This is a genomic window from Streptoverticillium reticulum, assembly GCF_047456005.1.
Taxonomy (GTDB): Bacteria; Actinomycetota; Actinomycetes; order Streptomycetales; family Streptomycetaceae; genus Streptomyces; species Streptomyces reticulum.
Genome location: NZ_CP179755.1, coordinates 5,378,363 through 5,401,917 on the forward strand (window position 1 = coordinate 5,378,363; position 23,555 = coordinate 5,401,917).

At 72.3% G+C, this 23,555-nt stretch carries 30 protein-coding genes and 1 pseudogene; all 31 read right to left on the bottom strand.

The window, feature by feature from the left end:
• Positions 1 to 11 precede the first annotated feature (11 nt).
• Positions 12 to 611 (bottom strand): hypothetical protein, encoded by a 600-nt coding sequence (locus tag ACMATS_RS24595; RefSeq protein WP_414169076.1) that lies wholly within the window; start codon positions 609 to 611, stop codon positions 12 to 14.
• A gap of 185 nt (positions 612 to 796) precedes the next feature.
• A complete protein-coding gene (locus ACMATS_RS24600; RefSeq protein WP_414169077.1) occupies positions 797 to 2,596 on the bottom strand; it encodes a type IV secretory system conjugative DNA transfer family protein in 1,800 nt (599 codons plus the stop codon).
• 40 nt (positions 2,597 to 2,636) lie between these two features.
• Entirely contained in the window at positions 2,637 to 3,401 is a 765-nt protein-coding gene (locus ACMATS_RS24605; protein ID WP_414169078.1) for a DUF317 domain-containing protein, read from the bottom strand.
• Positions 3,398 to 3,634, bottom strand: coding sequence for a hypothetical protein (locus tag ACMATS_RS24610; RefSeq protein ID WP_227723732.1), 237 nt, complete (start codon positions 3,632 to 3,634; stop codon positions 3,398 to 3,400). The genes ACMATS_RS24605 and ACMATS_RS24610 overlap by 4 nt, the downstream gene beginning before the upstream one ends.
• Positions 3,635 to 3,999: 365 nt before the next feature.
• Positions 4,000 to 4,821 carry a DUF317 domain-containing protein gene (locus ACMATS_RS24615; protein ID WP_414169079.1) on the bottom strand — a complete coding sequence of 274 codons (822 nt, stop codon included), beginning with the start codon at positions 4,819 to 4,821 and terminating at the stop codon, positions 4,000 to 4,002.
• Positions 4,812 to 5,165: a hypothetical protein gene (locus ACMATS_RS24620; RefSeq protein ID WP_227723730.1), complete on the bottom strand. Its 354-nt coding sequence runs from the start codon at positions 5,163 to 5,165 to the stop codon at positions 4,812 to 4,814. Before ACMATS_RS24620 ends, ACMATS_RS24615 begins: the two co-directional genes overlap by 10 nt.
• A 32-nt stretch (positions 5,166 to 5,197) precedes the next feature.
• Positions 5,198 to 6,001, bottom strand: a complete 804-nt coding sequence (locus ACMATS_RS24625) for a DUF317 domain-containing protein (RefSeq protein ID WP_227723729.1) — start codon at positions 5,999 to 6,001, stop codon at positions 5,198 to 5,200.
• Entirely contained in the window at positions 5,998 to 6,381 is a 384-nt protein-coding gene (locus ACMATS_RS24630) for a hypothetical protein (protein WP_414169080.1), read from the bottom strand. The genes ACMATS_RS24625 and ACMATS_RS24630 overlap by 4 nt, the downstream gene beginning before the upstream one ends.
• 276 nt (positions 6,382 to 6,657) lie before the next feature.
• The gene (locus tag ACMATS_RS24635) at positions 6,658 to 7,068 is read right to left on the bottom strand and encodes a hypothetical protein (protein ID WP_227723727.1); all 411 of its coding nucleotides are present in this window, start codon (positions 7,066 to 7,068) and stop codon (positions 6,658 to 6,660) included.
• A 113-nt stretch (positions 7,069 to 7,181) separates the two neighbouring features.
• Positions 7,182 to 7,940 carry a hypothetical protein gene (locus ACMATS_RS24640; protein ID WP_414169081.1) on the bottom strand — a complete coding sequence of 253 codons (759 nt, stop codon included), beginning with the start codon at positions 7,938 to 7,940 and terminating at the stop codon, positions 7,182 to 7,184.
• 28 nt (positions 7,941 to 7,968) lie between these two features.
• Positions 7,969 to 8,667, bottom strand: coding sequence for a hypothetical protein (locus ACMATS_RS24645; protein WP_414169082.1), 699 nt, complete (start codon positions 8,665 to 8,667; stop codon positions 7,969 to 7,971).
• Between the two features lie 14 nt (positions 8,668 to 8,681).
• A complete protein-coding gene (locus ACMATS_RS24650; RefSeq protein ID WP_414169083.1) occupies positions 8,682 to 9,524 on the bottom strand; it encodes a relaxase/mobilization nuclease in 843 nt (280 codons plus the stop codon).
• The gene (locus ACMATS_RS24655; RefSeq protein ID WP_414169084.1) at positions 9,521 to 10,309 is read right to left on the bottom strand and encodes a hypothetical protein; all 789 of its coding nucleotides are present in this window, start codon (positions 10,307 to 10,309) and stop codon (positions 9,521 to 9,523) included. Before ACMATS_RS24655 ends, ACMATS_RS24650 begins: the two co-directional genes overlap by 4 nt.
• On the bottom strand, positions 10,306 to 10,743 hold the full coding sequence (locus tag ACMATS_RS24660) for a hypothetical protein (protein WP_414169085.1): 438 nt from the start codon (positions 10,741 to 10,743) through the stop codon (positions 10,306 to 10,308). The genes ACMATS_RS24655 and ACMATS_RS24660 overlap by 4 nt, the downstream gene beginning before the upstream one ends.
• A gap of 103 nt (positions 10,744 to 10,846) precedes the next feature.
• Complete coding sequence (locus ACMATS_RS24665) at positions 10,847 to 11,344, bottom strand: hypothetical protein (RefSeq protein ID WP_227723721.1); 498 nt, start codon at positions 11,342 to 11,344, stop codon at positions 10,847 to 10,849.
• A gap of 348 nt (positions 11,345 to 11,692) precedes the next feature.
• Complete coding sequence (locus tag ACMATS_RS24670) at positions 11,693 to 12,799, bottom strand: hypothetical protein (protein WP_414170784.1); 1,107 nt, start codon at positions 12,797 to 12,799, stop codon at positions 11,693 to 11,695.
• An 81-nt stretch (positions 12,800 to 12,880) separates the two neighbouring features.
• Complete coding sequence (locus tag ACMATS_RS24675; protein WP_227723720.1) at positions 12,881 to 13,219, bottom strand: hypothetical protein; 339 nt, start codon at positions 13,217 to 13,219, stop codon at positions 12,881 to 12,883.
• Entirely contained in the window at positions 13,216 to 13,683 is a 468-nt protein-coding gene (locus tag ACMATS_RS24680) for a hypothetical protein (protein WP_414169086.1), read from the bottom strand. Before ACMATS_RS24680 ends, ACMATS_RS24675 begins: the two co-directional genes overlap by 4 nt.
• A gap of 28 nt (positions 13,684 to 13,711) precedes the next feature.
• Positions 13,712 to 14,824, bottom strand: coding sequence for a hypothetical protein (locus ACMATS_RS24685; protein ID WP_414169087.1), 1,113 nt, complete (start codon positions 14,822 to 14,824; stop codon positions 13,712 to 13,714).
• Positions 14,817 to 15,557: a glycosyltransferase family 2 protein gene (locus ACMATS_RS24690; RefSeq protein WP_414169088.1), complete on the bottom strand. Its 741-nt coding sequence runs from the start codon at positions 15,555 to 15,557 to the stop codon at positions 14,817 to 14,819. The genes ACMATS_RS24685 and ACMATS_RS24690 overlap by 8 nt, the downstream gene beginning before the upstream one ends.
• A gap of 54 nt (positions 15,558 to 15,611) precedes the next feature.
• Complete coding sequence (locus ACMATS_RS24695) at positions 15,612 to 16,130, bottom strand: hypothetical protein (protein ID WP_414170785.1); 519 nt, start codon at positions 16,128 to 16,130, stop codon at positions 15,612 to 15,614.
• A gap of 117 nt (positions 16,131 to 16,247) precedes the next feature.
• Positions 16,248 to 16,787 carry a hypothetical protein gene (locus ACMATS_RS24700; protein WP_414169089.1) on the bottom strand — a complete coding sequence of 180 codons (540 nt, stop codon included), beginning with the start codon at positions 16,785 to 16,787 and terminating at the stop codon, positions 16,248 to 16,250.
• A gap of 187 nt (positions 16,788 to 16,974) precedes the next feature.
• Positions 16,975 to 17,751, bottom strand: a complete 777-nt coding sequence (locus ACMATS_RS24705) for a hypothetical protein (RefSeq protein ID WP_414169090.1) — start codon at positions 17,749 to 17,751, stop codon at positions 16,975 to 16,977.
• Positions 17,752 to 17,797: 46 nt separating this feature from the next.
• Positions 17,798 to 18,112, bottom strand: coding sequence for a hypothetical protein (locus ACMATS_RS24710; protein WP_414169091.1), 315 nt, complete (start codon positions 18,110 to 18,112; stop codon positions 17,798 to 17,800).
• Between the two features lie 175 nt (positions 18,113 to 18,287).
• Entirely contained in the window at positions 18,288 to 18,791 is a 504-nt protein-coding gene (locus ACMATS_RS24715) for a hypothetical protein (protein ID WP_414169092.1), read from the bottom strand.
• A complete protein-coding gene (locus ACMATS_RS24720) occupies positions 18,788 to 19,375 on the bottom strand; it encodes a hypothetical protein (RefSeq protein ID WP_227723708.1) in 588 nt (195 codons plus the stop codon). Before ACMATS_RS24720 ends, ACMATS_RS24715 begins: the two co-directional genes overlap by 4 nt.
• A 63-nt stretch (positions 19,376 to 19,438) precedes the next feature.
• Positions 19,439 to 19,678, bottom strand: a pseudogene (locus tag ACMATS_RS24725) (ParB N-terminal domain-containing protein); the annotation flags it as partial.
• Positions 19,675 to 21,189: an ATP-binding protein gene (locus tag ACMATS_RS24730; RefSeq protein WP_414169093.1), complete on the bottom strand. Its 1,515-nt coding sequence runs from the start codon at positions 21,187 to 21,189 to the stop codon at positions 19,675 to 19,677. The gene ACMATS_RS24730 and the pseudogene ACMATS_RS24725, both read right to left, overlap by 4 nt.
• A 31-nt stretch (positions 21,190 to 21,220) precedes the next feature.
• Entirely contained in the window at positions 21,221 to 21,694 is a 474-nt protein-coding gene (locus tag ACMATS_RS24735) for a DUF6238 family protein (protein WP_414169094.1), read from the bottom strand.
• A 30-nt stretch (positions 21,695 to 21,724) separates the two neighbouring features.
• The gene (locus tag ACMATS_RS24740) at positions 21,725 to 22,018 is read right to left on the bottom strand and encodes a hypothetical protein (RefSeq protein ID WP_414169095.1); all 294 of its coding nucleotides are present in this window, start codon (positions 22,016 to 22,018) and stop codon (positions 21,725 to 21,727) included.
• Between the two features lie 23 nt (positions 22,019 to 22,041).
• Complete coding sequence (locus ACMATS_RS24745; RefSeq protein ID WP_414169096.1) at positions 22,042 to 23,514, bottom strand: SCO6880 family protein; 1,473 nt, start codon at positions 23,512 to 23,514, stop codon at positions 22,042 to 22,044.
• Positions 23,515 to 23,555 lie beyond the last annotated feature (41 nt).

Genomic DNA, 23,555 nt, shown 5'->3' on the forward strand with positions numbered 1-23,555 from the left:
CCGTGCGGTGGTCAGCGGGTATGCCGCTGGTGCGTGGGCGCGGGCGGCGGTGCCGGCCTGGTAGGCCGGGTGCGTCCCGGCACTGCGGCGATGGCTTCGGGGGTGGGCAGGCCGAGGCGGGTTTCGGAGGCGAGGCCGAGGGACCACAGGTGTGTCTCAGCGCGGGCGACGACCCCGACGCTCTCGCGTTCGCCCAGGTGGGAGGGGAGGATGTGGCCCGCCGGGGCCGGTGTGAACCCGTGCTGTTCCAGGACCTCTTGGGCGGCCGGGGTGTGGGCGGTTGCGGTGACGCGGTCGTCGGAGAGGTCGAAGTGGACGACGGCCTTGGGTGCCGGGCCAGTGGAGTGGTAGCGGGTGGTCCAGCTGAGGTCGACGAAGTCCATGGTGTGGGCGAGGAGTTGGTGCAGGGCTTCGCCGGTGCGGTTGTGCGCGTCTTCCCGGGATGTGTCGGGCGGCAGGAGGTACAGGGTGCGGCCCTGGTGCTCGCGGGGGGTGAAGCCGCTGGCGGTGAGGATGCGGTGGGCCGATCGGATCGGCTGGTTGACGACGACGAAGGTGTGGCCGTCGTCGGTGGAGCCGACGAAGACGGCGTGGTGGTCGGTGAAGGGCATAGCGGTCCAGATCTATGGGGGGAAGAACCGGGGACGAGCGCGCCGGGCTTCGCAAGGGCGCCTTGGCGAGCCGTGCCGCCTGTCGGCGGACGGTGACGGAGGGGGCGGGTCCGCCGGTTGTCGACGGCGGGCGGCGTGACGGCTGCCCTTGGCGCCCTTGCGAAGCGCCGGGTGGGGTGCGGCTGTTATGCGGCGGTGCCGAAGTCGTCCTGCTTGGGCGCGGCCTTGGCGATGGCGCGGGTGGTGATGGCCTTGGAGGCGCGGGCGGAGGCGGCGGCGAGGTCGTCGGCGCCCGGCTCTGCGTACCAGGGGCGCAGGTCGAGCATGGCGGCGCGCATGCCGGTGGCCAGGCAGATGGCTGTGCCCTTGGGCAGGGCGCGGATGGCGTCGGCGGCCATAATGCGTTCCTGGCGCATGCTGATGCTGGTGGAGGTGCCGGAGTCCGAGGTGGAGGTGGATTTGGTCTCCACGTCGTGGTCGCCGATCAGGCGGGAGAGCTTGTCGGCGAAGTCGGGGTCATCGATGCCGGAGCCGATGACCTTGATGGTGGAGGCGGACCACATGGCGTCCATGCCCGCCTCGCCCCACACCTTCTGGCCCTGGCGGTAGGACTGCAGGATCGTGATCGGGATGATCCCGCGCGAGCCCAGGTGGGAGTACAGGTCCGGCAGGTCCGAGATCTTGCAGACGTTGGCGGCCTCATCCAGGATCGCGAGCATCGGCGGGTCGAGGCGTCCGCCGGCGCGTTCGGCTTGGGCGGTGGCGGCCCGCATCACCGAGTCCGCGCACGCGGCGATCAACGCTGAGGCGCCGCCGCCGCCGTCCTTCGACAGCAGGTAGAGCGTGTCGCGGGAGGTGACGAACTCGGCCGGCTTGAACTCCGGGATGCCCTTCTGCGGGGTGACCCACGCGGCGATCTCGGCGTTGAGGAGGGCGGAGGCGTACTGGCGGGCGGTCTCGTAGATGCCGTCACGGGTCTCGGGCGGGCCTTCGACAGTGCCCTTGAGCTGGGCCGCGACAGCGGCGTGGCCGTGGTCGCGCAGGATGTCCAGCGGGGTGCGGTCGCCGGGGAAGGCCAGCCACTGCATCACGTCCGTGATCGGCCGCTCGTCCAGCGCGGCGGCCAGGAACAGCTGGGACAGGATGTTGGATCCGGCCTTGGACCAGAAGTCCCCCTGCTGGGAGGCGTCCACGGAGGCGGCCAGGAAGTGCCCGGCGAGCCGGCCTGCGCCTTCGAGGGTGTTGGCGTCGGCCAGCGGGTTCCACCACATCTCCCGCTGCGCGTGGGCGATTTGCTGCGGGTCCATCGTCCAGGTCCGGCCGACCTCGGCGCGGGCTTCGAGGGTGGCGGTGAAGGCGTCGCCGGCGGCCTTGTTGGAGGTCAGCAGCACCGGGCCGGGGGCGCTGAGGATGGAGGGGATGGCCAGGCTGGTGGTCTTGCCGGAGCGGGGCGCCATGATGGCCACCGCTACGTCCTCGTAGCCCATGCGGACTTCGTGGCGGGTGCCTTGGATGTTGCCGAGCAGGATGCCGGTGTCGTTCGCTGAGATGGTCTTGCTGTCCTTCAAACTGGGCCGCAAAGAGCGGGCCTTGGCGGTGATGGCTTTGGCGAGCAGGGGCTCGATGTCCTTGGGCTTCGCCATTCCGGCGATCTTCTTCTTTCTTCCACCGGTGCCGCCGTGGTGCCGTGACCAGAGCACGGCGCCGACGACGCCCAGAGCGATCAGGGCCGCGCCGGGGACGATGCGTGCGCCGATGAGCAGCGCCGTATCGCCCAGGTGGGGCCAGAGGTGGTGGGGGTGCAGGAGGGCTTCGACGGGCTGGTACGGGGCCCAGGGGCCGGAGTCGGTGAGCCATGCGGTGGTGTTGCCGCCGAGCCAGGCGAGGTTGGCCGCCGGCACGGCGATGGCGAGGGCGCCGAGCAGGACGCGGAAGGCTATGTCGTAGCCGTCGGTGCTGCTGGCGCTGGACGGGCTGTTGGGCAAGAGGGCGCCTCCAAGGGGGGCGGTGGAGAAGGCCGGTGGGTCAGCGGGTGCGGCGCGGCGGCGGCACGCGTGGCGACCTCGGCGGATGCGTGTTCGAGGTGGCGTCCTTGCGGCGGGCGGACAGCGCCGCGACGCGCTGCTCCAGTGCGAAGGCGACGTCCCCTACCGGGAGGTGCACGGTGCGGGTGAGGGTGTGTTCGCGGGCGGGCGCGGGGACGCGGCCGACAGGGCGGCGCACCGGTGTCGGGTCGGCGAGGGCCTGGGCGAACGCGGCGATCAGGTGCGGTGGTGTGGTGTTGCTGAGGTAGGCCCGCCAGATGAGGCCGCCCTCGTCCTGGTCGAGACGGGCGTCGGCGAACCACGGGCCGTCCTCGCCGCCGTAGTGCTCGATGGCGGCGATGCGGCCGGGTGAGATCAGGCCCTCGCCGACGGTGTGCCAGCCCGCCTGCCGCAGCAGGTCGTAGGGCTCGAGGCCGGGGGCCGGCGGTGTGGGGGCGGTGAGGGCGTCGGTGAGGGCGGCGATGATCTCGACCGGGGTGCGTGCGTCGAAGGTCGCCGACCACGCCGGCCGGTCGCCGCAGCGGGCGTGGCGCACGGTCCACCACGGCTCGTCCGGGTCGGGGTCGATCCGTAGGGTGGCCTGCTGGTCGGGGCTGGTGAGGATGACGCGGGGCATCAGCGGGTCGTGCCCGTAGCTCCAGTCGCAGGCGCGGTGCAGCGGGACGGTGACCCAGCCGGGGTCGCCGCCGCCGGCGAGGTAGCTCGGTGCCACGAGCGCCTGCTCGATGGTCTCGTGCACGCTCATCCTCTCCGCACCGGGCCGCTGCGGCCGGCCGCAGGCAGGGGGGTCGCGGCCGGCGGTGGGGCCAGGGGCGAGGGGGCATGGCGTGCGGCGGCGTTGATGTCGCGCAGGACGTGCCCGTGGGTGGCCCAGTCGTCGAGGTAGCTCCAGCACTCGGCGTGATGTTCGGCGAGCGCGTCGTCGAAGACCTGAGTGCCGGGCCGGGCATCCAGCGGGAGGCTGTCGCGGGTCTGCACCCACTGCTCGTGCAGCGCGTCCAGGCGGTCGAGAGCGGCGTGCAGGACGCCCAGCTGCCAGGCCCAGTGGCTTTGTACGGCGGGGGCGGGCAGGTGCGCGAGCTGCGTCTCGGCGGTGGCCAGCAGGTGACGGGCGCCGGGGTGGACGGTTTCGAACGCCGCGGCGGTGTCGGCATCGCGCTGGCTGGCGCGCAGACCGTAGGCGTCCTCGTCGTAGGGCCAGCCGTCGAGGCCGGTGTGCTCCTCGGAGTAGGCGTCCCAGGAGCCGAGGATCTTCTCGCTGTCGTCGAGGAAACCGTCGAGGTGGTGCAGGAAGTCGCGGTGAGCGGTGGGATCGAGGGTGATGGTGAGGTCCTTATTCAGGGTCAGCGGTGCGCGGTCGCCCGGGTGGTGCCGGCCTTCGCCGGGGCCGCCGCGGCCTTCGGCTGCTGGCGGCGGACGGCCCGGGCCTGGGCGCGCAGGGCGTCGAGGCGGGCGGTGTGCGCCTCGACGACCTGCTGCGGCCTGAGCAGGCTCGGCTGCTGCACGACGCTGTGGTGGGCGGTGCGCTCATACATGCCGCGCTGCAGCGGGGCGGGGTCGGCGAGCGCGGTGACGAAGGCGTCGACCAGGTGAGCGGGTGTGCGGCTGTCGAACCAGGCGTGCCAGATCCGGGGGCCTATCGGGGTGCCGTATCCCGGCTCGCAGGTCTCGACGTGCCAGCCCGCCAGTGCGTCCTCACCGTCGCGCCGCAGTTCTACGTGGCACATCCCGTCGGGTGAATCAGCCATGTGCTGGGTGTCCTGCCGCCAGCCTGCTGACTCCAACACCTGGAAAAGGTCGGCCTGTTCGCGGGGCGGCGGTGTGATGAGGGCGTCGGTGAGGTGGCCGAGGACCTCTGCGGGGACGAGTTCGCCGAACTCCGCGTACCAGCCGGGCTCGGCATCGGTGCGCGCGGCCCGCAGCCGCCACCAGGCGGAGGTGGAGGACTGCGGGTCGAACTGGAGGGTGTGCCGGTGGTCGGTGCTGCACAAGACGATCTCGGGGCTGAGCGGGTCTGTTGTGCGGGTCCAGCCGGCTGCGGCCAGGCCGTGGGTGACGTGGCGGGCATCCCCGGGGCCGGCGAGGTGGCGGGGGCTGGTGTCGAACGGGATCCGCCAGGTGTGGTGGTCGGCGAAGGCGGCGAGCTGCCGTTCGCTCACCGGCACCGGCAGCGTCCCGGGGCCGGCGGGGCCTGCGCGTAGAGGCGGCGGAGGTTGTCGAGGACGTAGTGGAGGTGGTACTGGTCGGTTTGCTCCCATGCCGCATCCCGCAACTCCTGTATCAGGAGCACGACTTCAGCGGTGCGCGGGGTGCTGGGGTGGCTCTGTACGACACGGGCGAGGGCGCGCAGGGTGTCACCGAGCTGAATGGGGATGCCGGTGTACTCATCCAGCAGCGGCTCGACGAGGGCGAGGGCTTCGTCGAGGTCGGGCTCCTCGCGCAGGTATGCGGTCAGGTCGCAGAGGGTTTCGGTGGCGGTGCGGATGGTGTCCGGGGTGAGCGCGGGCACAAGGCTCCTTCGAGGGATGCGGGGGTTGTGGTTCAGCGGCGGGCGCGGGCGCCGCCGGCATGGGTGTAGGGGCGGGCGGTGGTGCGGGGCCGGTTGTTCCGGACGGAGTTGCGGGCCCAGGTGGCGGCGCGGGCGGCGGTGATCCGGGCCTGCTGCCAGGCGCTGAGCTGGGAGGGCAGGACGGAGACGGACGTGGTGCGGATGGCTGTGCTGTGCGGGACGCGTCCGCGCGGGCGCATCACCGGCTCGGGACTGGCCAGGGCGGCGGAGAAGGCTTGCACGAGGTGCATGGGGGTGGTGGCGCTGAAACTCGCCGTCCACCCGTTGCCCTGCCCGTCTCGCGCGCCGGACCACCACATCGCGTGGCCGCTGGGGTCCTGGTGGAACTGCATCCACGCCGAGCCGTCCGGGCTGGTTGCGGTGTAGTGCCCGGCGTGGGGATGAGTGCTCCAGCGCTGCTCCTGAAGCGGTTCCCACACGTTGGGGGCGTGGGCGGAGCGGGGGCGGGTGAGCGCGTCGGTCAGCCCGGCGACGATCTCCACCGGCGTCTGCCGGCCGAGCGTCGCCCACCACTCGTCCTGCTGCCCAATCGCCTTGCCGCGGATCGTCCACCCGCCCGGCTGGACATAGGGGTCGTAGCCGATGCGGACGCTGCGGTCGGGGCTGTCCATCAACAGCGGACCGCCCGGGGTGGAGGCATCCCGCCAGCCCGAGGCGCGCAGGAACTCCGAGACGTGCCGGACGTCGCCGCCACCAGCCAGGGCACGGGGCTGGACGAGGTAGTGCTGCTCGGCCTGCTCGCCCGCCCCCCAGCCCTGCCACTGCTTCTTCTTCACCGGCGCCGCCGGACGACGAGCGGTGCGGGTGCCGGGGGCTTTGCCGCCGTGGTGGCGGGCTGGGCGCCGACGCGCTTGAGGATGTCTTGGTGTTCGTCCAGGTCGAGGGTGATGTCGTGCAGTTCGTTCGAGGCCCGGCCCAGAGCGAGCCACACCTCTGCGGGGAGCGCGCCTCGCTCTGCCTGGTCCTTGGCGAACACGCTTCCGGTGGCGACGAGGTGGGTGACGCCGCCGAGGACTCCGGCGTCCGGGTCGAGAATGCGGGCGATGACCTGAGCGGCCTGGGGCAGGGGAAGCTGTGAGAGGTGGTCGGCGAGCTGGCCGAGCTGGCGGGTGATCTCGTCGGCCAGTCTCACCGGGTAGGGGGCTGGGTGGGACATGCTCCTCCGGGTCGGTGGACGGTCAGTGGTGGTGGCGCTGCCCGACGCGCTGCGTCTCGGCGAGGACGGCCTCCGGGCGGGCGCCGGCCAGCGGGGAGGCGCGGTCGGGGTCGGCGGGAATGCAGGCGTGCAGATAGCGGCGGAACAGGGCCGTGGCGAGCCGGGGCTTGAGCCGGTCGCTGATCGGCGGGGGTGTGCGAGTTGCTACGGGGTTCTCCGGTCGGTGATGCGTGTGGTGGGGCGGCCCCGACAGGGTGCCGGGGCCGCCAGTTGGTGCTACCGGGCTCGCCGGGACGGTGCGTTGGACGGTGGGGCGGGGGTTGACGCCGCCGGTGCCGCCGTCGGCTCCGCTCCGGGACGGCTGTGTCCGGAGCGGATCTCGTGCACGGCCTGCTGGTAGGCGGCCTCGTCGAAGACCTCGGGCGTGCAGTTGACCGTGTATCCGGCCACGAGGAGGGCGGGGATCGCGTGGCTCGCCAGGCGCCTTTGCTCGTCGGCGTCGAGATGTTCGGGCACCACGTGCCACACGTAGATCGGCCCCGCGGTGCGGCGCTCCAGTCCGAGCTGGTCGAGCAGGTCGAGGAGCTGCTCGGGGGCGTCGGTGGGAGTGTCGGCGTGGATGGTGGTGGTCAGGGCCTTCACGTAGATCTCGACATCGGTGCCGTACTCGTCGGCGCGATTGCTCATAGAAGGGACTCCATTTCAGCGGCGGGGCGGGCGTGCGGGGCGTGTGCCGCTACCGCCGGCCCGGCGTCGGCCGGGACGGGGTGTGCGTGCGGTCGCTCGCGAGGACGATCGCCTCATCGGCCCCGTGTCGCCGCGGCCCGGGCCGTAGCCGGGGCCGGAGGCTGTGCAGGCGGTGTCGCGGTGGGCGCGATCCGGCCGGAGGGGTGCTGCAGCGCGGTGGCGATGCCGTGCGCGCCGAGCTGCCGGCCCGCCGCGCGGACGGCGCGGGCCTGCACCGCTGTGTCGTCACCGCTGAGCCGGTAGATGCCGGTGTGCGGGTCGGGGACGAAGCCGTTGGCGGCCAGCACGGCCGCGGCCGTCTCGCCGGCGGGAGCGGCGGCGAGGCTGCCGTCGGCCTGCCAGGTCAAGACGAGACGGTCCGGCTGCGAGGGCTGGATGTCGGCGGCTGCGTTGTGGCGGGCCTGGGCGAGCGCGGCGTCGTAGCGGGCCAGCAGGTCGCCAGCGACCAGCTCGGCGCTGTGGAACGGATCATCACTCACGGCGATGCCGTTGGGTTCACGGATGCCGCGGTACGCCTCGTCGGGGAGGCTGGGCGGGGCGACGGCGGCGATGAGGAATCCGTCGCGCTCATCGTGCCGGTCGAGCACGGCGAGCTGAGCACCATCGTTGCGGGTCAGGACGGCCGCCTGGCGGAGGGGATGCTGGGCGAGGGACTCGGCGACGAGATCCATGTCCCAGATGCGATCGACCAGTTCGGCCAGGTCGTCCTTGTGCGCGGTGGGGTGGTGGGTGCTGGTCCAGGTGCCGGGGAGTTCGCCGGCGAGGACGTCGGCGAACGAGGCGAGACGCCCGGAATCTTCGTGGTCGTGCATGGTGTCCTTGAGCAACGTTGGGGTGGTGTCAGCGGCGCACACGCGCGGCCACGGGCGGCGGAGGCGCGACGGGCGCGGTGCGCGGCGGGGGTGGGCAGGCGCACACGGCGGACCGTTCACGCTCGTGGGCGGGGACCTGTTCGGTGCAGGTGCTGCGGCCGGGGTGCGGGGCGTGCCGGTCGGCGAGCGCGTCGCGGGTGTGGGCGAGGCCGGTGCGGATGACGTGCAGATGCTCCTCGGCGAGGTAGCGCAGGCGCCGGGCGATATGTGCATCGGCCGCATCGCCGAGCCCGTCGTGGAACTCCGCGGTGGCGGTGAGGACTTGGTCGATGGCGGCGAGGATGCCGTCGTGGGAGGCGGTCAGCTCGGTGAGCGCGTCGGCGACTTCGTCGGTGGTGGTGGCCTGGCGGATGCGCTCGGCGAGCTGGGCGACCGCGGCGCCCAGGGGCAGATCGCGGGCCGGGCGGCGGTCGGTGCCGAAGCCGGCGTCGCAGTCGACGTGGTAGCCGCCGGCCCGCAGCCTAGCCACGGCCTCGGTCGCCAGTCGGCTCTCGTCGTCCTCGTCGAGGCCGGTGGGGGCGCGGTGGTAGGACTCGTGGACGCGGACGACGGGGATGAAGCCCGCGCGTTGGAGGAGGCTGTGGGCCTCGATGTCGCCGCCGCGGGCGAGGACTTCCTGGGAGTGCGGATCGCGGTGGATGGTCAGGACGCGGTCGGCAAGGGGCAAAGGGAACGTTTCTCCTACGGTGATCGTCGTGCGGAGGTCCGGGCAGCGGGCGGCGCCGGAGCGGCAGTGCGCGGGCGGGGCGCGGTGGCGAGGTGGGCGGCCGTGGCATCGAGGTCCTGCTGGATGCCGTGGAGGCGGTACGCGATCAGCTCCAGGCGGTGCGCGGTATCAGGGCCGGCCGGGCCTGCCTGGCGGGCGATGCGGTGGGCGGTGTGCTCGACCAGGCCGCGCACAGTGGCCAGCGGGCTGGCGTCCTCGTCGGCGAGCTGGGCGAGGACTTCGGCGAGCTGGGCCGAGGCGGTCGGCACCGGTCGGGTGGCGGCGTGGGGTGCGGGAGCGGTCAGGTGCAGGTCCCGCTCGATGCGGCGGGCCTCGTGCGAGAGCCGTCGCGCAAGGTCGGCGGGCTGCTGCTGCCAGGAGCTGTCGAGCCGGATCAGGTTGGCGATCACATCGAGGCGCCCGGGTTTGGCCTGGACGGCGATCCAGTGGCAGCCGCCTGTGTCGCCGGGTGTCTCGATGCCGGCGGCGCGGGCGAGGCGGTGGGCGGCCTCGGCCCATTCCGCGGCGGCCAGGTCCCGGTCGTTGGGGTGGAGCCGCACATCGAGGTGGAAGATCGCCCGCCGGTCCCCGCAGGGGCCGGTGACGAACGGGTTCTCCAGCAGCGGGTCTTCCAGATGCTCGGCCCACTGGGCCGCAGTCCACGTCGCCTGCTCGCCGTCGGTGTAGGAGTCCAGGCCCGGCCAGTAGGTGATGACGGCGTGCTCCGGCAGACCGCCCTCGATCGGCACATCCCGCCCGAGCGCCTCACTGAGAGGATCGTGCGGGGTGCTCGTCCGTGCATTGACGCGCGGGATCACGTCGGTATGCCTCCCATGGCCCGTGCTGGCTGGTGCTGGTGATGTAGGTCGTGGGCTGCGGCGATCAGGGAGCGCTCGCGCACCAGGTCGGCGTGGACCGCGACATCGCCCGGTGGCAGCAGGTCCAGGGCCTGGTCGATGGTGGCGAGCCCTTCGTCGTATCGGCCGAGGCGGCGCAGTGCGCCGGCCCTGCGGAAGAGCACGATCGGGTCCCGCCCGGTGTCGAAGGGCGGCCGGGTGCTGAGGGCGAGGAGCCGTTCCGCTCCCTGGTCCAGGTGCTGGCCGAGCCACAGGCCGTGCAAGAGAACATGCAACGTACTCGCATGCTCCCCGGCCTCGCGCAGGACCTCGTCCATCACCTTCAGGCCCTCGGGGCGGGACTGGCCCAGTAGTGCGAAGGCATACAGGGCCCGGCTGTAGGCGTCCAGTCCATCGAGGGTGGCCTGGGGGAGTTGTTCGACGAGCGTTTGGAGGGTGGGGCAGCGGAAGTCGTAGCGCAGGGCGTTTAGGTACAGATGCCGGTACGTGCGGGCGGTGACCGGATCCGCCGCGGCGGTAGTGACCTGGCCTGGGCTCAGCAGGCCAAGGATGCTGTTTCCGGTGGCGCGGGCTGTCCAGGCGACATGCGCGCAGACCTCGGCTGATTCGCTCCAGTCGGCGTCGAGTTCGCGCAGGTCTGCTGCCAGGCGAGTGGGCCACGACGGGTCCAAGGGATCCATGGTGGCGCGGGTGCGTGCGCTCAGGAGGGCGAGGGCGCGGCCGGGACGGCGGGTGGGAAGGCTCACCGGCCGCCCCGGGCGTCGGCGACGTGGACGAGCTGGTTCAGGGCCGTGGTGGTGTACCAGCCGCAGTCGATCAGCGCGTCGTGCCCGGCGTACTTGGGCTGGAGGTAGTCCTCCATGGCGCGCAGGTAGATCAGGCAGTCCGGGCAGGGCCGCTTCAGGTGCACGAGGTAGCGGGGATGGCCGGTGATGAACGTCTGCGCACCGCCGGTGGGGTCGCGCAGCCGCCATCCGTCTTCGTCGGTCGGGGTGTGCCAGGACGGTGCGACGACGCGCACTGCCTCCCCCCACAGTTCCCCGCTGACCACGCCCTTGATGACGACGACCTGGTCGCCGGCCTGGAAGTGGGCGTGGGTGATGTCCCGGGCCGGGGTGAGCGGGTCGGGTATCGGCGAGAACGCCGGAGTCAGCGCAGAAGTCCAAGAGGGCGGGATCATGCAGGGGTCCTCTCCACACGGATCGGGTGGCGGTGGGAACAACAATCGTCCGGAGAAACGAGCGGTTGGCCAACCGCCGATCGTCGGCTACGTTCCGTCGTCGTCAGCGGAACGGGTTCTCCGTCCCGCGGTCCTGCTCGGTGGCGGCGTCGAGGAGTTCCAGCAGGTCAGCGCCTTGCGCGTCCCTCTGGTCGATCCACCATCCCGCCCTTGTGACCGAGCGGGCCTTCTCCTCCAGCTCCGCCCAGTCCGCCTCGTCCCAGGTGCCCTCGATGACCAGTGCGGTGTGCGCGGCGGTCATCAGCTGATGGCGGGACCGCTCACCCCAGTCCAGGGCCCGCTGCGGGCCCTCCAGCGGCGGCATGTCGAAGCGCTCGGCCCACTCCTTGGCGGCCTGCTGCTCCTCGGCGCGCTTGGCGGCCAGCCACTGCTCCTTGGAGGCGGTGTCGCCATCGCGCGCCGCCTTCCAGCAGGCGGTGCAGTCCTTGCCTTGAAGCCAGCGCGCGAATCCGGCGCGCCGGTCTGCGGGGCGGTCGGACAGGTCATGGACGACCTCGTGGCCGCAAGCGTGTGTGACATTCCACTGCGTACGGACAGCCATAGACGGGTTCTCCTTGAAGTCGGTGGGTCGAGGGCTTGGTTGAAAGGTGCTGCAAGGTGAGGCAGGGCCCCGGGGTAGCGGGGCGCATGCCGGGGGTGCGGGGTGCTCGCCTGCGGCGGCACCTTGCCGATGAACACCCACGCTGGGACCCCTGCCAGAGGGGCGTCGTCGGCGTCGGCACGGTGAACGCCGGTGTCATCGGCATCGTGAGTGCCGGTACCGGTGGGGGCTGTGGAAGAGGGCGGGCAAGGGGCGGGCTGCCCGGCACCGCGCTGAACTGGGGCGCGGTGCCGGGGCCGCCGAGGCGGTCAGGCACAACTGCCCCCGCCCGCCGGGAAAGAGGGGGAGCTACGGGTGGTGTGCGGGGGCTGTGGCGCGGGGAGGCGGTGGCGGGAGTGCGGTGTCCAGGGCGGGGCGCGGGCGGATCCGCGGTGGCGTGGGGGTGCGGTGCGGTGGCAGGACGGCGACCGTGGCGCCGAGGTCTTCGGCCGCGTCCTTGACTTCGCGGGTGAGGAAGTCCAGTTGCCGGCCGAGGGCGTCGAGCCGGGCGGCGATCTGCCGGCCCTGCACGGTCTCCAGCGCGGCGGCGAATTGGCCGGCGGTGTGGAGGAGTTCTTGCAGGCGGACCATCGGGCCTGCGTCGTAGCCGTGCTGGGTGGCGGTGAGCAGCGTCTCGGAGACGTCGCCTGCGGAGCGGGCCTCGTGGATGTCCTGGAGCAGCTCGTGCAAGGGGACTTCGGGTGCGGGCTCCGGGCGGTTGAACCGGGAGGTGTCCGGCCGCAGGACTCCGGGTGGGACGGGGCGTGGCAGCGCCCGTCCGGCCGCGTACTCGTCGCTGTAGTGTCCGATGACCTGCCATCCCGGTGCGTCGGGGTCGCCGGTGAGGGCGATGACGGTCGAGGTGTCGTCCTGGACCAGGTAGGCGAGGGTGATGCGCTGGCCGTCGGCGGCGTACCACGATTCGATCAGGTCCAACTCGCCCCGCCGCTGCGCGGCCTGGGCCTGGTGTGTCCAGCTCTGCGCTTCTTCGGCACTCAACTCGGTTCCGGTTGTGGGCCGGTGGTGCTGGTCGGCGAGGTCGGCGGCGAGTGAGCCGTGGTCCGCCCAGACGGCGAGGTGGGGCCACAGGGCCTTGTGCTGCTCGCGCTCGGTGGCCGAGCCGGGGGTGGCGGGGCGGCTGCGGATGCGGGTGATCTCGGCGTGGGAGGCGGCGAGGGAGTCGAGCAGGGCTCGCCAGGCGGTGGTGTGCCGGGCGGGCGGCAGTTCGTCGAGGGCGTGGCGGGCTGTGTCCAGCAGAGCGGGGGCGTGCGGGGCGAGATGTGTGGTGTATGCCTCGGCGGCTGCGGCGTTGCGGCGGGCGCGGGCTGTTGCCGCGGCGTGGTGGTGGACGGTGCGTCCGTAGCGGTCCTGGGTGGTGTCGAGCGCAGTCTGCGTTTCGCGGTCGATGACGGCGATGCGAAGGCGGAAGTCACGGGCGTGCTCGGCGAGTTCGCGGGCCGTGGAGGTGTCGGTGATCGCTTCTCCTGATGGTCAAGGTCAGCTGCGGGCTCGTCGCCTGGGCGGGGCCTGCGCGGTCATGGCCGGCGGGCGGGCCGGTGCGGGCGGTGCGGCCTGGTTGGGTGCGTCGGTGCGCAGGTCGGGGTCGAGGGCGACGGGGTAGCGGGCGGCGGTGAGCATCGCGGCTGCCCACGTCGCGTGCTCGTTCTCCCAGTCGCGCCCCAGGTCGAACGGGAGACGGATCCAGTGGCCGCGCAGTGCCGGCTGGAACAGGAAGTGGGCTCGGCGCAGGATGTCTGCGGCCAGGGCGTCCAGGGGGCCTTCCACTTCGACCTCGCCGCCCTGCCCGCGGGTGATGCGGATCGGCTCGACGGTCATCGGGAGCGTCCGGTAGCGGAAGCGGTCAGGTGGACGGTGGGGGCGTAGGCGGGCTTGGGCGGGATCGGCCGGGCCGAGGGCGGGGAGGTGGTCAGTGCCGGGCCGCGTTGCGGGGAGCGGCCGGCGGCGGCCCGCGCGATGCGGCTGCGTCGCTCGGTGTGCTCGGGGACGGCCATGGGGTTGTGGGGCGGGCCGGGGGTGAGGACGGGGTCCAGGGAGTAGTCGGCGTGCACGGCATAGCCGTGGCGGCGCAGGTCGTGGACGGCCTGGCGGGTGCGGCGCATACCGTCGTAGTCGGGGTTGGTGAGCCGGTACATGCCGGGCTGTTCGGGTACGGGCTCGAATTGCTCGCGGGTGAGGAACCAGTGGGCCAGGTTGGCGGGCATCGTCGGGGCGGCGGTGGCGACGAAGCCGTGGGCGGGGTGGGCGCCGAAGGCGAAGTAGGCGTCAGGGGGCAGGGGCAATGAGATGTCTTTCGGTGAAGGAGGCGGGTCACCGGTGGGGTGCGGGCCGGCCCGGCGGGAGAGCGCGGGGCGGCGCCGCGACGGCAAGAGCGGAGCGTGGGTGCGGGGTGGCGGCCTGGGTCTGGCGGAGGAACGGCTCGCTGTGGGTGAGCCAGGTGGTGATGGCCGGCCACGTCCGCGCGGTGCGTTCCTGTCGGGCGAGCGGGCTGCCGAAGGCCAGCTCCTCACGCACGGCCTCCGCGTCACCGAGGGCGTCGGCCAGCTGTGCGAGGGCCTCGGTGTCGCCCGGCCACGGGGTGGCGGTGGGGCGGCAACGGTCCAGCAGCGCGGGAGCGTGGTCCACCACGGTCAGGAAGTCCCGCCAGGCGCTGTCCAGGAACTGTGCGGTCGCGGCGCCGAGCGCGTCGATACCCAGCGGCGTGGCGTCGCTGTAGCGGTTGGAGGCGGCCATCGCGCTCCAGGTGTCGTGCTCGGTACGGATGCGGTCCAGGGCGCCGGCGACAGCCGTGATGCGGCGGGTGTGGACAGCGCGGTCGTAGGCGGGCAGGTACCGGTCGCTGATCTCCCGGGCGGCGCGGCCGGGGAAGGGCGGCAGGACGATGCTGCGCGGGGCGTGCGGATCGCCGTACCCTTCCCCGAACGGCTCCGGGGCGAACGCACCGACGAGGTAGTGGAGTTGGTGGCCGGGGCGTTCGATGAGCAGCAGGGTGGTGTCCGAAGCCGTGTTGGTGAGGGTGGCGGCGTAGGGGATCCGCTCGCTCTGCACGGCGCGGCCGAGTTCGCCGCTGTCCCACAGCCACGGCACGAGGTCCTCCTGCCACACCGGGTGGCAGTACAGCTCGACCTCGGTGTCCCACTGGCCCGGCATGCCACGGGCGATGTCCCGTGCGGCGTCGCCGATGAAGCGCCGACTGCTGGTCGTCACCGCTACGCCGTGCGCCTCGGCCGAGCGGACCAGGTCGGCCACGGTGGCGCGGGAGGCGTCCGAATCACCGGCCTGCAGCCGGTACACGCCGGCATCGCCTCGCTGGAACCCGGACGCCTCCAGTGCGGTGCGCGCGGCCTCGTACTTCGTGCCGGATACCATGGCGACGATGCCGGCAGCCCGGCTGTAGGCGAGGATGATCTGCGCGTCAGCCACGGGCGTGCGCCGTGCGGTTGAGGGCGGCGCGCAGGGCGCGACCGTACTGCCAGGCATGCTCGCGGGCGGCTGGCTCCAGCTGGTCATATCCGGGCTGGGAGGTCATCTGACCTGCATATTTTCTGTATCTGTACACGGCCTGGGGCAGCAGAATTCCGGGGGCAAGATTGGTCACGCCCACCGCCGCGCAGTAATCCTCCCCTTGAACGAGGCCGCCCATCGGAGCGGCGCGCACCAGCTCGGTGCGGGCGAGGATCGTGGTCGGTCCGATCGGGATGGTGTGCGCCGGCGAGGGCCAGTACGTCCACACATCGCCTGCCTCGTGCCGGCCGGGCGGTGTGGGGCAGCGCCACAGTGTGGTCGACCCGTCGGGGTGAAAGTCCTCACTCCATCCGGCGCACCAGCCCACCCCGGTTGATTCCAGGACCTCCAGCCGCGCCGCCATGGCGTCGGGGCCGAATTCATCGTCATCGTCAGCCCAGTTGACGTACTCGGTGCGTACCTCATTCAGGGCGAGGTTGCGGGCACAGGCGGCGCCGACCGGCCGGGGCAGGGCGAGGGTACGGACGCGCGGGTCGGCTGCGAGCGGGGCGGGCAGTCGCGCGGGATCGGTGCCGTCGATCGAGATCACCGCCTGCCACGGTACGGACTGCCGGGTGAGGCTTGTGTGCATGGCGGTGAGGTAGCCGAGCCGGTCCTCGCGCAGCTGCGTGGCGATGACGACCGTGATCAAGGGCGTGTCGGACGGGAGCAGGGCAGGTCCTTCGGAAGGTAGGGGGGAGGTCGGTTAGCGGCGTGCGGCTGGGCGGGCAGGCACGCCGCGCGCCGGGGCGGCGGTGCCGGTGGCGGCCTGGGGTGCGGCGGCGCGCGGGGGGCGGATGAGTGGGGGCGGCGCGGTGGAGGACCAGCGTGCGGGGTCGTCGCTGAAGGCTGTGCGGGGGTCGGTGCGCCAGTCCACGAACGGTCCGCAGTCCTGGTGGAGCAGGCTGATCACTTCGATCCCCTGCGCGTGCAGGATGTAGCCCCACTGCACATCCAGCGCGTCGGCGGTGTCGTCGGTGACCGTCATCCGCACCGGCGCCGAGCCGTCCGGGGTGATCAGGTTGTCCAGGGTGCGGCTGGGCCACTTCTCGCCGCCGGTCAGGGCAGCGACGAGCGCGGGCGGAGCGCCGTCGAGGAGGTCGGTGCCCAACTCGTCCCAGCCGATGGCCACATCGTCCACGAGGTGGCGCGACATGGCTTCCAGGTTCCGGTGGAACCGGTACTGAAAGGCGGCCAGGAGGAGGGGCAGATGGTGGCTGGGCACGCCGTCGTGGTGGACGTAGATGCCCTCGTAGCAGGTGACGCCGTCGCGGTCGGGCTGGGTGGGACGGGCGATGAAGGACCGGGTCGACACAAGGAGGCTCCAGGGGGTGTTGGAGGGCTACCGGCTGTGTGCCGGGTCGGCGGGAGGGGTGCCGGGCGGGGCCGGGGGAAGGCCAGGCCCAGTCCGCCCCTGGGGCGGGGCCGGCGGGGCCGGTGCCGGGTCGTATGCGGCGCGCAGGATCGCCAGGTCCGCTTGGTCGGCGAGGGCCAGCACGGACAGGCTGCGGCTGGCCGCTGCCATGAGCATCTTGGGCGGGGATCCCAGCTCCGCTCCGCGGTTTTGGCCGCGCCAGCGGGCAGCGGCCACCAGGTAGTCGCTCACCGCCTGGAGCACCGGTTCGACCGCATCCAGCAGGTGCCGGGTGACCGCACTGGCCTGCGCGGGTGTCTCGGCGGCGGCGAGAGCGTCCAGGTAGGGGCCGAGGTCGGGGCCCGGCAGTTTCTGCTCGGGCAGCGGGTGCTGGGCCAGGAACGGCTCGGCGTCCCGCTTCGCCCAGCGCAGCAGGTCGCCTCGGGTGGCGATGCCGTAGCGGGCGGCGGCGATCTGGTCGGCATCGCGGCCGACGTTGTCGTACAGCTCGAAGTCGGGGTGCTGCATCGGGGCGGGGCTCCTTGAGCGGCATGGTGCTCGGATACGGCTGCCTCGGCGTCGGTGCGGCGGCAGCCGTATCCGGGCAAGGGGTGCGGGAGTTGAAGACGCGGCGTGAGGGTTATGCCGAGCCAGGCTCGGTCGTTTTCCCCAGGCTGTGGAAGAGGGAAGGAGTGGGACGCGGCTGGCGGTCGGCTTACCGGTGTCGGCCGGTCGCGACGGCGCTGGCCGGCGCGGGGGCGGGCGGGCCGGCGGAGGCGGTGGTGGGCGGGGTGGTGTGGCGGAGGTTCACGCCGATGCCCTGGTGGGCGAGCTGGTGCACCAGGGCCTGCACGCGCACAGCGCGGCCGTCCTCGCCGTATGCGGCGGGCAGCAGGAACGCGGCCTGGTGGGGGTGGTACTGGAAGCCGAGGGTGTACAGCGTCGTGCGGGCGTCTTCGGGGACGCTTGCGTACGGTGTGCCGAGTGCGCCGTCCTCGTACCAGGTCAGGGTGACCACGCGTGCCACTTGCGGCGGTCTGGGCCGGTGGCGGGGCTCCGGGTGGAGGGCCGCGTTGTGACGTACGACGGCCAGCGCGTACTGGTAGCGGGGCAGGACGCGGCGGGTGACGGCGGCGGCGGCGCGGGCCGGATTGTGGGTGACTTTGATGCCGCCTGGTTCGGCCACGCCGTCGAAGTGGTGGGGCTTGAGGCCGGCTTCGGGTGTGAGGGGGGCGACGAGGAAGTGGTGGCGGTGCAGCGGCCGGTCGATGACGCACAGCTGCTGGCTGCCCGGACCGTTCAGCAGGGCGTGGTGGCCCAGGACGAATTCGCTGACTGCCCACTGGATGTGTCCGCAGTCCCAGACCTGGTCGCCGAGGGGGAACTGGTCTTTGTACTCCGTGTGTTGGTGGTGCTGGCTGGTCCATTCGCCGGGCAGGCGCGAGGCGAGCGCGTCGGCGAAGGAGGCCAGGTCGGTGCGCTGGGTGGTCATGTGGTCCAAGGGGTGGCGCCGGTGCAAGGGGGTGTGGGGTGCGGGCTCAGAACGGGAGGCGAAGGCCGCGGGCGGTGCGCGGCGGGCCCGGTGGGAGGCCCGGGATACGGCCCTGGGCGGGCGTTGAGCGGTGACGCTCGGTGGCCGGGTCGGGCTGGGTCGCCTGCGGCTGGCCGTCGTGCGGCCCAGGGTCGTTGCCGGGCTGCTCCCAGGTGAACTCGTACGCGTCGTAGGAGTCGATCAGGCCCATTTCCAGCTTGGCTTCGCGGTCAGCGACTTGGGCCAGCAGCTCGTCGTCTTCTTCCTGGCACTGGAGCCATTCGGCCCATTCGACGTCCGTCAGGTTCGCAGGGCGCTGCATTGCGTGGATTTCCTCCTTGAGACAGAGACAGGCGGGTCGGTTGATGCCTCCGGCTCGGGGCTACGGGGTGGCTCGGCGTTCGCGGCCGGTGGTTCGAGAACTGGCAGGGCAATGCCGGAAGGGCCGTTGTGTTCGTTGCCTGCCAGGCCGATGTCGTGACCGGTGGTGGTCTCGGTCAGAAGAGGCCGGCCTGATCCGCCTGGTCTTCGCTCCAGCCGAAGACCGCACGCTCCAGGTCTTCGAGACAGGTGATGTGCTTATGGGCGCGGAAGGCGTCGAGGACTTCGTCCGAGTAGTCCTGGATCTTGTCGTCGGCCCGGTCGACGCGTGCCCGGTTCTTCCTCGACAGCCGGCTCCACTGGACCATGTCGGAGTCGGTGGAGCGGCCCATCCACACCCAGATTCCGTTGCCCAGCTTCATGACGGACCGGGGGTGGAAGAAGCGGCCGGTGTGTTGCCACTGGCGTGGGTTGCGTTCCTCGGCCCACCCGGTGACGGAGCTTTGGGCGAGCTTCTTCAGGGCGGCGGCCATGAGGTGCGGGTCGAGCTCCCCACGCGCGAGCCGTTCGTGCACCGCCTCGATGAGGTCGTTCTTGCGGAACCGGCCGTCGGTGTCGGTGAGCGCAACGGCGCTCTGCTCGACGATGTGCCGCAGGCGGATGTCGACGGGGGTCGTCACGGCAGGTCACGCTCCTGCCAGACCTGGTCCATCTCGGCCAGCGCCGTCATGGCGTGCGCGATGGTTTCGCGGGTGATGGGGGTGCCGCTGGCGAACGCGGGGTCGTACCGGCTGAACGTTCTCGTTCCGCGGGTCTGGGCGAGCGGCGGGACGATCTCGTCCAGCAGATGGGTGGCCACCCGGCGCTGCCGCTTGTCTTCCTCGACACGCTCGGTGCGCTCTGCCCATGCGCCGGCCAGTGTCAGGTGGCCCTCGACGACCCGGTCGGCCAGCTCGGGGTCCTCCTCCCGCAGCCGGGCGAGCTGCACCTCGGCGGAGTTGGCCTTGGCCTTGTTCTCCTGGGCGACCGTGTATGCCTCGTTGAGTCCCATGGCGCCGCTGATCACCGGATCCACAAGGTCGGGTGCGTGCTGCAGGACGGTGCTCGCGCGCCCCATCACGGCCAGGGCGACTCCGAGTTGTTCCTTTAGGGAACGCGCGGTCTGTTCCTTCGGGGAACGGCCGTCTTGTTCCCTGAGGGAACATGCCTTGACGGTGATCATGGCAGCCTGGCCCTTGGTCAGGCTGCGGCGGCGGAGGTTCACGGACAGGACGTAGATGTCCGGGGCGTCACCCTCGTAGGTGGTGAAATCCGGTTCGATGCCGAGGCGCTCGCAGGCGGCCAGTCGGCCGCGTCCGTCGAGGATGCGTCCTCGGGCGTCGAGAACGATGGGCTGCAGCAGCCCGTTGGCCTCGATGTCGTGGGCGAGGGCGGCAAGGTCGTCCTCATCGAGCAGGGGCAGGAGCGAAGAGGTCGGGTGGGATTCGATGGCATCCTCCTGGATGCAAAAGGGGAAGGGGTGAGGTGGCCGATCCGGTCGCGGGGATGGCCGGGGGAAACGTTTCAGTGCATGCGGGCGTCGGTGTCGAACAGCGCCAGCTCATGCGGATGCAAGAGATGTTGAACGATGAATGATCGTCCGGCGACCTTCCATAGCCCGCGGCCTCGGTTGAGGTGGGCGATGGCGTCGGTCTCCACCGTGGTCAGGCCCAAGAGGGCGGCGGCGGCGTGGAGTTGGTCGGTTTCCTGTCGGTAGATGATGCGGGTGGAGCAGTCGGCGAGCAGGCCCTCGGCCAGGGCTCGTCCGCGTGATCCGGCGTCGCCGGCGGTGAGCAGGTCGGACAGGCGGTGGATGACCATCAAGTTCGCGATGCCCAGGCCACGGGAGAGCTTCCACTGGGACTGCATGCGCTGGAGCAGGCCGGGGTGGCGCATCAGGCGCCAGGCTTCGTCGTAGACGATCCACCGTCTGCCTCCGCGCGGGTCGGTCAGGGCCGATTCCATCCAGGCGGAGGCACAGGTCATGGCGAGGACGAGGGCGGTGTCGTCGCCGGAGCCGCCCAGGCGGGAGAGGTCGATGGTCAGCATCGGCGAGTTGGGGTCGAAACGCACCGTGCTGGGCGCGTCGAACATCCCCGCCAGGTCGCCGTGGACGAGGCGGCGCATAGCGTGGGCGAGGTCGCGGGCGGCTTCGCCGAGGCGGCCGGACATCACGCCGCCGGCGGTATCGAGCTGGTCGGGGTTGTTGAGGGTGGCGGCGATGTCGCCGAGCAGCGGGGTGCGGCCGGTGGCGGCGGCGTGGGTGACGACGGCGTCGAGGGCGACGTCGAGCGCGGTGTGCTCCATCGGCATCAGGTCCCGTCCGAGCACGGTACGGGCCAGGGAGCCGAGCAGCAGCAGGCGGCGCTTGCGGATCTCGCCGGCCCAGTCCGTCTCGGAGATGCTGTGGGGACGGGGGGCCGCGTCCAGGGGGTTGAGCTTGCCGGGCAGGCCGGGGCCCAGCGCGATGGAGGTGCCGCCGAGCGCGGTCGCCACCGGGGTCCATTCGCCCTTCGGGTCGCAGGGGACGTACACCCGGTATCCGAAGGCGACCGACCGCAGGGCGAAGGACTTGGCGAGCGCGGACTTGCCCTGGCCGATGACGCCGGCGAGCAGGACGTTGGGGTTGGTGAAGCCCTCGATCTTGCCGTAGAGGGCGAAGGGGTCGAAACAGAAGGACGCTTCGGCGTGGACGTCGCGGCCGATGTAGATGCCTTCGGCGCCGAGGCCGCCTTCGGCGAGGAAGGGATAGGCGCCGGATGCGGTGGCGGTGGTCATGCGGTGGGCGGGCAGTTTGAGCTTGTTGCCGCGGGCGGAGGCCGGCCCGGGGCGTCCGGCAAGGGGGTAGGCCGGGGCGGGGGTTTCCTGCTCGGCGGGTTCCTGGCCGGCCGGGTGGGCGGCGGCCTGGGCGCGGGCTTTGGCTTCGGCTTCGGCGAGCTGGCGGCGGGCGGCCTTGCGGGCGGCGCGGTCGGTGCCGTGGGGGGTGAACAGGGGGGAGGCCGAGGCGCGTCGGGCGCGGCGGGCGGGCCGGTGGTTCATCGGAAAGGCTCGTTTCGGCGGCGGTGCCCGCTCACCGGGCGCAGCTGGTGGTGTGGCCGGTCAGCGGGGTGTTGAGGTCGGTGGGGGTGGTCTTGCGGCGGATGGTGTGGCCGGCAGCGAGGTGGCGCTGGCAGATGGTCAAAACCGGCGGTCCTTCCGGTAGCCGCTCGGGCCGGCACTCGGTGTCCGCTGTGCTGTGGGGTGTGGGGGGCAGCGTGTGGAAGGCATCGTGCGCGGCGGCGGTGGCCTGCCACAGCCGTGCGTGTGCCGTGGCGAGGTGTCGGCCTGCGGCCGGATGCGGTGGCCGGGTGGCCTCGGCGAGGCGGTCGAGCAGCTGGTGCAGCGCGGTGAGATGCGCGTGCAGCACATCCAGGTGGAGGCGGTCGGCCGGGGCCGGTGCTGGAGTGTCCGCGGTGGCCAGGGTGCGGGTGTGGTGGCGGATGCCGGCGGTGGCGGCCCGCAGGTAGGGGTAGGACTCGGTGTCGGCGGGGCGGGGTGAGAACAAGAAGGGTCCTTGCTGCTGCGGAGCGGCGGATCAGCGACGGCGGGGGCGCGGGACGGTGGCCGCGGCGGACGGAGGTCCGCCGGCGGGGGCCGCAGGAGTGCGGGGCGGGGGCGGGCCGATAAGGCGGGTGTCGAGATGGTCACTGGCCTCGATGGCGGCTGTGATCCGCGCGTCGTCGTATGCGGTGTACCTGCTCTCGATCACGTTGCCGTCGGCGTCGCGGTACTGGTCAAGAACTGCCTTGTGCTGGGCGATGAGGTCCTGCGCGTCGCCGAGCAGTTCTTGGAGCCGGGTGGCCAGGTGAGCGGGGTCGGTCGGTGGCATGGGGGCTTCCAGACGAGGGCGTTCTACAGGGCGGTGCGGGCGAGCGGCAGGGCGGCCATGGTCAGGGCGTCGGGCTGCTGGAAGTTGAGGCGCCGCAAGTCGACTTGGGCGGTGACGGCGGCGGTCTCGATCTGGGCGCAGGCCGCATCGAGCAGGGCGTCGGTCTCGGCGGAGACGGTGAGCAGGCCGGTCAGGGCGACGTCGGCGTGGCCGGCGATCAGCTGGCGTTCGCGGACCTTGACGTCGGCGTACTCGATGGAGTCGGCCTCGCTGTCGACCTGGCCGCGGCGGGCGCGCTCGTTGGCGTCGGCGATGATGGCCGCCTTCTTGCGCTGCACATCACGCAGCGCCGACTCGAGCCCCTGGGGGACGTAGATAAGGGACAGGCTGCGGCGGACGCCGGCGGTGAACATCAGCCCGTGCAGGAAGCCGGGCGAGGTTTCGGTGCGGGGCCAGTCCTCGATCCAGTACGTGGCGTGCCGGGCGGAGTCGGTGATGACCCGGTCGAATTCTTCGACCTGGACCACCGGGCCGGCGGCGGCCGGGTCGGCCTCGGCCCGGCCGGATTCCGACCACTGCTGCAGGCTGGACAGCGCCTTCGGGTCGTAGGCGGTGCGCACGACCGCGGCGATCTCCCGCGCGGTGAGCCAGCCGGTGACCATCAGCCCGGCGCTGCGGGCGGCCTGCGCGACCGAGGCGGTGGTCTGTTCCATCACCGTGAACGCCCCGGGCAGTCCGCCGCCGGCCTGGCTGATGAGCCGCTTGGCGGCCTTCATATCCAGGGAGATCGCCAGGTACGCCTCGTGCGGGGCGGCGGCCGGGCCCGCGGAGGCGACGAGTTCGGAGTAGACCTGCCCGGCCACGGGGGTTTCGGGGCGGCCCTGCTGGCTCCAGTGCCGGGCGAGGGTGTCGCCGGAGTCGGGGACGGTGCGCTCCAGGACCTGCACGGTGGCCACATGGCCGGTGCGGGCGATGCCGGCCAGGGCGCGGCCCCAGGACTGGACGTTGTGGTTCTGGGTGGCGGGGTCCAGCAGGGCGAAGGCGCGGGAGGAGACGCGGGCGACGGCGGTCAGGGTCTGGCGGTGCGGGTCGTGCACGGCTGCGGCCCCGCCGGAGGAGTCGCCGGGGGTGACCACGCGCAGGGAGGCGGTGGTGCCGGGCAGGTGCAGCAGGCCGTCCTGGCGGGGGCGGGAGACCGGCCGGGCCAGCCACAGTCTCTGGCCGGTGCGCCGGCGGTGGGCGTAGCGGGCGACGATCGGGGCCCAGTCGATCAGGGAGCGGCCGTGGCGGCGGATGGCGACCAGGGCGGCGACCGCCGCCCACAGCGGGGTCAGAGCGATGGCGCCGACCAGGCCGGTGCTCATCACCGTGACCAGCAACAAAGCCAACGCGCTGGAGACGAGGGTGAGTTGCGGCAGGGACAGGCCGAGGAGGATGCCGCGCCGGGATCGGTGGGGGAATTTGACCGTGAGGGGGGTGACGGTGAGATCAGACATGGCTGCTGTTCCGGGAGGGGTGCGCGGGCCGTGGCCGGGGC